Here is a 10,830-nt window from a genome sequence, read left to right as displayed (position 1 = left end):
TTTCACCTGTCATTCTATGAAGTGTATCTTAACACCTCTAATCAGGTGGCCAAATTCACTATGCCACTACACTAATATCACTTAGATACCGAAGCAAAAATAATAAAAAGAGGTGATGTAATGCCTACTGAAAGAAAGTTTCCTCCTTCTAAGCTATCGACTCTTGAGAAAGGACAAGAGATCAAACTCCCCGTTGAGTTCATACAAGAGTTGTCATCAGCTCTATCTCTGCAAGAAGTGCTAGATTCGGTATCTCAATGGATACATAAACTTTTTGATGCTGAAAGAGCAAGCATTACATTGCAAAACGGTCATGACTTCTTAAAGCTATATTCCATCAGCGGTAATAAAGCTATACCACTCGATTATGATGTTCCTATCGCGGATACGTTTGTTGGAAGAGTATTTTCAAAAAGAACATTAACTGTATGTGATGATCTCGAACAATCCCACGAGCTAGATTGCCAGTTATTAAGCCAATATGGCCTCAAGACTTGTATGGATGCCCCCTTGATCAGTGGTGACATCTGCTTAGGTACACTCAATGTCGCCCATAATCAAACCAACTATTACACTGAGCTCCATGCGCTTAAGTTGCAATGTTTAGCCAACTGGATTGCATTAAACATTCGCCTTCATCTTCAAGTCAAAGAATTGAAGTACTTAGCCTCAACCGATCATCTTACCGGAGCGCCCAATCGCAGGGCTTTTACCACAGCGATAATTCAATCAATCAGAGAGTTTCATGAGCAAGGTAAGTTATTCTTTATCGGCTTAATGGACATCGACCATTTCAAAGCACTTAACGATCGATATGGTCATAACGCTGGTGATTACGTATTACGAAAAGTAGTAAAAGTCACGGAAGATTTAGTAGGCAATTTAGGACACATATCGCGTATCGGTGGTGAGGAGTTTGCCATTATTCTTAACCAAAGCTGCGAACAAGAAGCGGTAAAACTATTCAAAGCTATCAAAGATGCGCTAGCCAATACAGTCATCAATTATGATGGTGAAGAAATATATTTCACAGTAAGCATAGGTGTTACTCATATCGCCCAAGGCGATGACACTCCTGAATCTTTGCTTAAACGCTCAGATAAAGCTTTGTATAACGCCAAATCAATGGGCAGAAACAGAGTAAACACCTTCACCACAACTCGCTTATTAAACTAATACATTTCTAAACTTGCCCTTTCAGCCACTGCGTAAAAGTCGCAGTGGTTTCATTTGGGTTATGAGTGATCAAAAAGTACCCTGCGTTTGCGGGTATGGGGTTGAATGGTGAAATGAGCTTGCCTGTTTCCAGCTCATTTTGTAGTAGCATTGAGCGAGCCATGGCAATCCCTACCCCTGCTTCAGCAGCAGACATCGCCATATCGGTGCGGTTAAAGAAGTGTCCTTTATGGGTCGATATTTCAATCCCCATTTCAGACGCCCAATAGAGCCACTCATAGTCTCTTGGAGCCTTCGCCCACGGCATAGCGTCATGAAGCAAGTTAACCTCATCCCAGTAGTTTTGATTATTACTAATATCTTCAAGCCATGGGTGAGCCTTTAAATAGGATGGACTCATGACAGGTAACAGAGATTCCGCCATAAGTAGTTCCGAGTTTTTTCTGTTGTAAGGAAAAGGGCCGTAATCTATCGCGAGATCGAAGTCCTTTCTTTCACTGTCCACCAGCGCCCCTTCCGCAAAAAGCTGTACCTGAATATCTGGATTCTGATGATAGAAATCTTCAAGTTTGGGTAATAACCATTTGAACGCCAACGACGGAGTAAGTTTAAGACGGATCTCTTTACGATTCTCACGTTGCTCCAAGTTATGTAACGACTCTTCGATATCGTGAAAACTGCGTTGGACAACAGCTCTAAGTGTCTCTCCTGCTTCGGTTAATTTCACTCCACGTGAATGGCGTTCAAATAGACTAAAACCTATTTTCGATTCTAGTTGGAGTAACTGCTGGCTAATGGCACCTGTTGTTATGTGTAATTCCTTCGCTGCTGCACTGAAACTTGGGTACTGAGCCACTAACATGAAAGTGTGTAACGCTGATACTTGAGAACTCTTTAACATAACCTTGCTTATAGTTTTACTAAACACTGCTGATAATTTTTATCGATTGTTAACAAAAGGTAAAGCAAAGAAACTACCGCCATAACAAATGAGGAGTTTCAAATGGAAGTTATCGTTCTTGGAAGTGGTGTCGTAGGTTTAACATCCGCATGGTATTTGTCTCAGGCAGGCCATAGCGTGACAGTAGTAGACCGCCAACCACGTAGTGCTGAAGAAACCAGTTTTGCAAATGCTGGGCAAATCTCATATGGCTATTCATCTCCATGGGCCGCTCCAGGCATTCCTCAGAAAGCAATCAAATGGTTATTTGAAAAACACGCACCTTTAAAAGTGAAGCCATCGCTTGACCCTCAAATGCTGCAATGGATGACGCAGATGTTGGCAAACTGTCAGCTAGCTCGTTACCAAATCAACAAGTCTCGCATGCTGGCTATTGCGAACCACAGCCGTGAGTGTCTTCAGGAACTCAAGAAACACCACAACGTTGAATATCAAGGTCGCCAAAAAGGCACACTGCAAGTATTCCGTACTGAAAAGCAGCTCGTTTCTATTGAAAAAGATATGAAGCTATTAGAACAAAGTGGCGTACGTTTTGAACTGATGGATGTGGCTTCTTGTATTAAACAAGAGCCAGGCTTAACTCCAGTGCAGGACAAGCTGGTTGGTGGCCTCTATTTACCTGATGATGAAACTGGTGACTGCTACCTTTTCTGTCAGCAATTAACGGAACTGGCGAAATCCCAAGGCGTACAATTTAAGTTCGATACTCAAATTCAATCACTAGAGATTGAAGGCAAAAAGATCATGGGTGTCCAAACGGATAAAGGCCTATTGAAAGCAGACGCTTATGTGGTCGCTTTAGGCAGTTTCTCTAAGCAGATGTTGAAACCTTTGGGCGTAGACGTGCCGGTGTACCCAGTAAAAGGTTACTCATTAACCTTACCGATTGTGAATGAAGAATTGGCTCCAACCTCTACGGTAATGGATGAAACCTACAAAGTTGCACTAACCCGCTTTGATGACAGAATCCGCGTTGCAGGTACTGCGGAATTGGCTGGCTTTGATCCTTCAATTCCAACTGCTCGCAAAGAAACGATTGAGATGGTGGTGCGTGATTTGTTCCCACAAGGGGGCGATTTTAGCAAAGCGGAATTCTGGACTGGCTTCCGCCCTATGACTCCGGACGGTACTCCTATCATCGGCTCAACACCGATAGAGAACCTATACACCAACACGGGTCACGGTACTTTAGGCTGGACTATGGCTTGCGGATCAGGGCAAATTCTTTCGGACATCATCACTCATGGTGATGCAAAAATCGATATTACAGGGTTAGGCGTTTCTCGCTATTACAGCTAAAAATCCTATCAATCATGCAAAAGGGTCTATTCAGACCCTTTTCTATTTATGTATATACATATTATTCACTACAAAACCTCTCAAACTCAAAACAAACTTAAAATGAAAAATTATTCATATCAGCATGCATAATTCTTACTTAAGTAATATCTGATTTATAAAAGACCACTTTTTAACCAAATCTAGAATTTATAACTTATCGTTCACTCTTTAATCAGGATTTCGTGTGAAAAATCACAGTAATTAAGTCTTAGAGAAAATTTGGTTAACATTACTGTTACAAAAGATTATTATCTAACACGCAAAACAAACACAACTATCACTCAACAGGGAAAATACTCATGCAGTCATTTGTTGATTTTCTAAATGGAATTATCTGGAGTCCGGCGCTGATTTATCTGTGTCTTGGCGCAGGTGTTTTCTATTCAGTTCTAACTCGTTTCGTTCAGGTTCGTCATTTCTTCGAAATGTGGCGTCTTTTACTCTCAGGTAAAAGTTCTTCTAAGGGCATCTCTTCGTTCCAAGCACTTGCAGTATCTCTGTCAGGTCGTGTAGGTACAGGTAACATTGCGGGCGTAGCAGCAGCGATCGGTTTTGGTGGTCCTGGTGCGGTATTCTGGATGTGGGTCGTTGCATTCTTTGGTGCCGCTACCGCTTATGCAGAATCAACTCTCGCGCAAATCTATAAAGAAGAAGATAACAATGAGTTCCGCGGTGGTCCTGCTTACTACATCGAAAAAGCGATGGGTCAGAAATGGTATGCGTGGATCTTTGCCATCGCGACTATTTTTGCTTGTGGTGTCCTACTTCCAGGCGTTCAATCGAACAGCATTGGTAATGCCGTAGAGACTGCATTCGGCTCTGGTCCTATGATTGACACAGCTATCGGTACAATCAGTTTCGCAAAAATTCTTACTGGTACAGTGGTTTCAATCCTTCTTGCGTTCATCATCTTTGGTGGTGTGAAACGTATTGCTAACTTCACGCAAATTGTTGTGCCTTTCATGGCTCTAGCTTATGTGGTAACTGCGTTCGTTATCATCCTGCTAAACATCGGTGAAGTTCCACGTATTTTCGGCCTAATCATTGGCGACGCATTTACACCTATGGCTGGTGTGGGCGCAGCAATTGGTTGGGGTGTAAAACGTGGTGTTTACTCTAACGAAGCGGGTCAAGGTACTGGTCCACACGCGGCTGCGGCAGCAAGTGTTGACCACCCAGCTCAACAAGGTCTTGTGCAAGCGTTCTCTATCTACATCGATACACTGTTAGTATGTTCAGCAACTGCATTTATGATTCTTATTACTGGTGCTTACAACGTACACGGTGGTGCTGAAGGTCTGTTCCTAGTTCAGAACATCGCAGCAGATGTAGCGGCGAACGGTCCAGCCTTTACCCAGATGGCGATCGAAAGCGCTCTTCCTGGTGTAGGTAAACCATTCGTTGCATTCGCGTTGTTCTTCTTCGCATTTACAACCATTCTGGCTTACTACTACATCGCTGAAACTAACGTGGCTTACATTCGTCGTACTTTCAAAGTTGACGGTCTAATGTTCTTCCTAAAACTGGTTATCATTTCCGCTGTGTTCTACGGCACGGTGAAAACAGCTAACCTTGCATGGGCAATGGGTGACGTTGGTGTAGGTATGATGGCTTGGTTGAACATCGTTGGCATCGTGATTATTTTCTTCATGGCGAAACCAACAATGGCTGCGTTAAAAGACTACGAAGATCAACAGAAGCAAGGTGTAGAAGATTACCTATTCAACCCTGTAAAACTTGGCATTAAGAATGCGACTTACTGGGAAGAGAAATACAAACGCAGAACAGGTAAAGCGCCAACCGCTGATTCTGATAATGAGTTAGCTCAGGTCGCTGGAACACCAGTAGAACAATCTTCTAACTAAGATTGGAAAGATTAAAAAAGGGTTAGCTTAGCTAACCCTTTTTATTTGCAGCGAAAACGACAAATTAGCTTTTCACTGTTTCCTGAACCATTTCATCATCGGTATTTGGACGTTTCGCCCAATAGCCAGCCAACACAGATCCTGACAAGTTATGCCAAATCGAGAAGATAGTTCCTGCCACAGCTGAAGCTGGAGTGAAGAATTTCATTGCCAATGCAGTTGCTAAGCCTGAATTCTGCAAACCAACTTCAAACGCTACTGTACGGCAAACAGTTTCATTAAAGCCAAGTACACGGCAAATCCAGTAGCCAGAAGCTAAACCCACACCGTTATGCAAAATAACCGCAAGGGCTACGATTGGACCGATTGTCGCTAGGTTGCCAGCATTCAAAGCCACGACAATGGCAATAATAAGAACAATCGCTGCCATTGAAATCAGTGGTAATACCGGCTCAAGTTTCTCGGTCACTGAACGTAAGCAAACATTCAATACAACACCACCAGCAACAGGTACTAGAACAATCTTCACTAAGCTCATCAGCATACTGGCGACAGGTACATCAACCGCTTTGCCCGCCAACAACTCAACCAATAGCGGAGTCAGTACCACACCTAGCAAGGTAGATATTGATGTCATGGTAATTGACAAAGCCACATCCCCTTTCGCCAGATAACACATCACATTTGATGATGTACCGCCTGCCACGCTGCCAACCAATACCATGCCGATAGTGAGCATAGGATCGAAACCCAACAGTAAGCTAATTAGCAAAGCTGCAATAGGCATGACGGAGAACTGCAGAATTAAGCCAACACCTATTGCCTTCTTATTATGGATAACATTAAGAAAGTCTTTAGGTTTTAGGGTTAGCCCCATAGCCAGCATAATGATCGTGAGAAGTGGAACAATTTGACCTTTGTGCTCAACGAATAAGCTAGGTACAAAGTAAGCACAAAGAGAGAACAATATTGCCCATAGAGGGAATAGTTGCGTGATAATCCTTAACATATACATTCCTGTTTAATTTTATATTTATAAGCCTTACCAACTGACATGCCACTTCCGTTGAGATGACAACATGCGATAAGGGATAACTAGATTCATAGCTCTAGTATCAGGAATACGTTACTCCACTCTTTGAATATAAAACAACCAGACATTTACTGTGGGTTAGAACTTACGCACAAAAAAAGGCCGACCTTAGGTCGACCTTTCTAGAAATCAAAAGTTAATTAAGCAGCAACTTCTTTCAGTTCAACTTTAACTTCTTCTTTAACGAAAGCTGGTTTACCAACTGGTAGCACTTCACGACCGTATTCTGCATTAAGAACTTGAGCCATTGCGAAGTAGATAGCGCTTGCGCCACAGAAGATACCTTCAAAACCAGCAATAGTGCCGATTAGCTCGCTACCAGTGAAATCACGTAGTGCTAGTAGAGCAAATAGGATAGTCAGTGAACCGAATACTACTTGTTTTGCAACTGGGTAGCAGCGAGAACCAATGAACATGAAACCAGTGAAAATACCCCAAAGAGCTAGGTACCAACCCATGAAGTGCTCAGGGCTAGCAGGCAGACCCATTTTTGGCATAACAATTAGACCAACAAGAGTTAACCAGAATAAACCGTAAGAAGTGAAGGCAGTTGTACCGAAAGTATCACCACGGTTGTAGCACATAATGCCTACAATAACTTGACCTAAACCGCCGTAGAAAATACCCATAGCAAGAATCATAGAATCTAGTGGGAAGAAGCCTGCGTTATGGATGTTAAGCAGAATTGTAGTCATACCGAAACCCATTAGACCAAGTGGTGCTGGGTTAGCTAATTTAGTAGACATTACTCATGTACCTTAAAAAAAGTGGATAAAATTTACGCGCGGATTTTAATGGACGGTTAGATAAAATAAAGACTTCATTTACAAAAACTTAGTTTCCATTTTTATAGTTATTGGGTTACAAAAAACCAAAAGCTATTTGTGCTATACAAAAACAAAATAACCCTAGAAAAAACATAGAATTAAAACACAAGCAAATTCCCCACCGTAGGACAATTGCTTAATATTTGAGCTTTGCAATAACTCAGACATATTTTCTAACTTAAAAAAGAAAGCCCCAGAGGTTCTCTGGGGCTTAGTAATAGAGCTAATCGAAGATTATTCCCACTCGATTGTCGCTGGCGGTTTACCCGAAATGTCGTAAACCACGCGTGAAATGCCATTCACTTCGTTGATGATGCGGTTAGACACTTTACCTAGGAAATCATAAGGTAGGTGAGCCCAATGCGCTGTCATGAAGTCGATAGTTTCTACTGCACGTAGCGATACAACCCAGTCATATTTACGACCATCACCCATTACGCCAACTGAGCGTACTGGTAGGAATACCGTAAATGCTTGAGATACTTTGTTGTATAGATCCGCAGCATGTAGTTCTTCAATGAAGATTGCATCCGCACGACGAAGCAAGTCACAGTATTCTTTCTTGATTTCACCAAGAACGCGAACACCTAGACCAGGACCTGGGAATGGATGACGGTAAAGCATATTGTATGGAAGACCAAGTTCCAGACCGATCTTACGTACTTCATCTTTGAATAGTTCACGTAATGGCTCAACTAAGCCCATTTCCATATCATCTGGCAAACCGCCAACGTTATGGTGAGATTTAATTACGTGAGCTTTACCTGTCTTAGATGCTGCTGATTCAATCACATCTGGGTAGATAGTGCCTTGAGCCAACCATTTCGCATTTTTCAACTTCTTCGACTCTTCATCGAATACGTCAACAAACACGTGACCAATTGTCTTACGTTTCTCTTCTGGATCAGATTTACCTTCCAGAGCTTTTAGGAAACGCTCTTCCGCATCCACTTTGATGATGTTCAGGCCGAATTTATCGCCAAACATTTCCATCACTTGCTCACCTTCGTTAAGACGAAGTAAGCCGTTGTCTACGAATACGCAAGTCAGTTTGTCGCCGATTGCACGGTGAACAAGCATTGCAACCACAGAAGAATCCACACCACCAGACAAGCCAAGGATAACTTCATCGTCACCTACTTGCTCTTTGATACGTGCTACTGCGTCTTCAATGATAGATTCAGATGTCCATAGACGCTCACAGCCACATACGCCAAGAACAAAGTTCTCCAACATTTGCAGACCTTGTTTTGTGTGCGTTACTTCAGGGTGGAACTGAACACCGTAGTATTTCTTCTCTTCATTAGCCATTGCCGCGTAAGGACAAGTATCTGTTTCGCCAACTTTTACGAAATCAGCTGGGATCTCAACAACTTTGTCACCGTGGCTCATCCAAACATCTTGGATTTCAGCAAGGTCTTTGAACAGTGCTGATTCGCCAGACACTTTAACTTGTGCGTAACCGAACTCACGTTCTTCTGAACTTGCTACGCGACCGCCTAGCTGTTCTGCCATGGTTTGCATGCCGTAACATACACCCAGAACTGGAACACCAGAGTCAAATACATATTGAGGTGCACGAGGAGAGTTTTGTTCAGTCACACTTTCTGGGCCACCAGAAAGGATAATGCCATCTGGGTTGAATTCGCGAATGTCCGCTTCTTCTACGTCCCAGCTCCACAGTTCACAGTAAACACCGATTTCACGTACGCGACGCGCAACAAGTTGAGTGTATTGAGAACCGAAATCTAGGATCAGAATTCGTTGATCATGAATGTTCTTTGTCATATTGAGCAATCTTATCAGCTAAATGGAGAATCGGAGGCGAGTCTACTCGCCTCTCTATAAGTCATCAAGTAAAAAAGCAAACGTTTACGTAAGGCATATATTCCGCTAAGAAACTCGCCGCTACGATCAAACGTTTATCGAGCTAAACACGTCTATTAATCTAGACGCCGCTGTTAACCCAAACGGTAGTTTGGCGCTTCTTTAGTGATTTGAACGTCGTGTACGTGAGACTCTGCCATACCAGCGCCAGAGATACGCACGAATTCTGCTTTAGTACGCATATCTTCAATAGTAGCTGAACCAGTCAGACCCATACTTGAACGTAAACCACCCATCTGTTGATGAACGATCTCTTTCAGACGACCTTTATATGCGATACGTCCTTCGATACCTTCAGGAACAAGCTTGTCAGCAGCGTTATCAGACTGGAAGTAACGATCTGAAGAACCTTGAGACATAGCACCCAAAGAACCCATACCGCGGTATGACTTGTAAGAACGACCATTGTATAGAATGATTTCACCCGGTGCTTCTTCAGTACCAGCGAACATTGAACCAACCATTACACAAGATGCACCAGCCGCGATTGCTTTACAGATGTCGCCAGAGAAACGGATACCGCCATCAGCAATAACTGGAATGCCGTATTCGTTAGCTACTTCAGCAGCATCAGAAATCGCTGTGATTTGTGGAACACCTACACCAGTAACGATACGAGTTGTACAGATAGAACCAGGGCCGATACCCACTTTCACTGCACTTACACCAGCATCGATAAGTGCTTTAGCACCAGCACCAGTCGCTACGTTACCACCAATGATGTCTAAATCTGGGTATGCTGCGCGAGTTTCACGGATACGGTTTAGAACACCTTCAGAGTGACCGTGTGAAGAGTCGATAAGTAGAACGTCAACACCCGCTTCAACTAGAGCCGCAACGCGCTCTTCGTTACCAGCGCCTGCACCAACTGCAGCACCTACACGTAGGCGACCACGAGCATCTTTACATGCGTTTGGTTTACGTTCTGCTTTATGGAAATCTTTTGCAGTGATCATACCGGTTAGTTGGAACTCGTCGTTCACAACCAGTACTTTCTCAACACGAGCTTCGTGCATTTTTTCTTGAACTTCAGCGCGGGTTGCGCCTTCTTTCACTGCTGCAAGACGCTCTTTAGGTGTCATTACAGAACCAACTTCTTTTGTTAAATCAGTAACAAAACGAACATCACGGCCAGTAATGATACCAACCAGTTCATTGTTATCCGTTACCACTGGGAAGCCAGCAAAACCGTGCTTTTCTGTTAGTTCAATAACATCTGCAATGGTTGCTTCTGGGTTTACAGTGACAGGATCAACAACAACACCTGCTTCGAATTTCTTAACTTTACGAACTTCAGCTGCTTGCTGCTCGATTGACATATTCTTATGAATAAAGCCAATACCGCCTTCTTGTGCAAGAGCGATAGCTAAACGAGCCTCTGTCACTGTGTCCATAGACGCAGAAATCATTGGAATATTTAGAGTAATATTTTTAGTTAGCTGCGTATGTAGATCGGCAGTGTTTGGGAGAACGGTGGAGTGTGCTGGTACGAGTAGAACATCGTCGAATGTCAGCGCTTCTTTGGCAATTCTAAGCATTTGCAATATCTCACAATTTAGAGGGTAAATATAAAAACAATCCAAATGCTCTTTTCGTATAGAATGTTTAACCATCCCGAAAATTTACATTTGGATTAGATATTGCGGACGGATTATACGCCCGACGCAATCGCTTGGCTAC

Annotated in this window: 8 protein-coding genes; 3 read left to right on the top strand and 5 right to left on the bottom strand. The window is 43.0% G+C overall.

The annotated features are described in order from the left end of the window. Positions 1-120 precede the first annotated feature (120 nt). Positions 121-1,176, top strand: coding sequence for a sensor domain-containing diguanylate cyclase (locus HKI82_RS19025; protein ID WP_171138877.1), 1,056 nt, complete (start codon positions 121-123; stop codon positions 1,174-1,176). Between the two features lie 7 nt (positions 1,177-1,183). Here HKI82_RS19025 and HKI82_RS19020 read toward each other — a convergent pair whose 3' ends face one another. Further along, the gene (locus HKI82_RS19020) at positions 1,184-2,077 is read right to left on the bottom strand and encodes a LysR substrate-binding domain-containing protein (RefSeq protein ID WP_171138876.1); all 894 of its coding nucleotides are present in this window, start codon (positions 2,075-2,077) and stop codon (positions 1,184-1,186) included. A 102-nt stretch (positions 2,078-2,179) separates the two neighbouring features. On the opposite strand from HKI82_RS19020, the gene HKI82_RS19015 reads away from it, so the two are divergent. Then, a complete protein-coding gene (locus HKI82_RS19015) occupies positions 2,180-3,436 on the top strand; it encodes a D-amino acid dehydrogenase (protein ID WP_102942891.1) in 1,257 nt (418 codons plus the stop codon). 341 nt (positions 3,437-3,777) lie between these two features. After that, complete coding sequence (locus HKI82_RS19010; RefSeq protein ID WP_171138875.1) at positions 3,778-5,343, top strand: alanine/glycine:cation symporter family protein; 1,566 nt, start codon at positions 3,778-3,780, stop codon at positions 5,341-5,343. A 64-nt stretch (positions 5,344-5,407) separates the two neighbouring features. On the opposite strand, the gene HKI82_RS19005 is transcribed toward HKI82_RS19010, so the two are convergent. From HKI82_RS19005 to guaB, 4 genes are all read right to left on the bottom strand, one after another. Continuing rightward, positions 5,408-6,352, bottom strand: coding sequence for a bile acid:sodium symporter family protein (locus tag HKI82_RS19005; RefSeq protein ID WP_171138874.1), 945 nt, complete (start codon positions 6,350-6,352; stop codon positions 5,408-5,410). A gap of 224 nt (positions 6,353-6,576) precedes the next feature. After that, complete coding sequence (locus HKI82_RS19000; RefSeq protein ID WP_102942894.1) at positions 6,577-7,182, bottom strand: acetate uptake transporter; 606 nt, start codon at positions 7,180-7,182, stop codon at positions 6,577-6,579. Between the two features lie 315 nt (positions 7,183-7,497). After that, positions 7,498-9,051, bottom strand: coding sequence for a glutamine-hydrolyzing GMP synthase (gene guaA, locus HKI82_RS18995; protein ID WP_102942895.1), 1,554 nt, complete (start codon positions 9,049-9,051; stop codon positions 7,498-7,500). 173 nt (positions 9,052-9,224) lie between these two features. Beyond that, positions 9,225-10,688, bottom strand: coding sequence for an IMP dehydrogenase (gene guaB / locus HKI82_RS18990; protein WP_102942896.1), 1,464 nt, complete (start codon positions 10,686-10,688; stop codon positions 9,225-9,227). Positions 10,689-10,830: the final 142 nt, after the last annotated feature.

This window comes from Vibrio plantisponsor (assembly GCF_013041605.1).
GTDB lineage: Bacteria > Pseudomonadota > Gammaproteobacteria > Enterobacterales > Vibrionaceae > Vibrio > Vibrio plantisponsor.
This window is presented reverse-complemented; position numbering and strand designations above follow the sequence as displayed.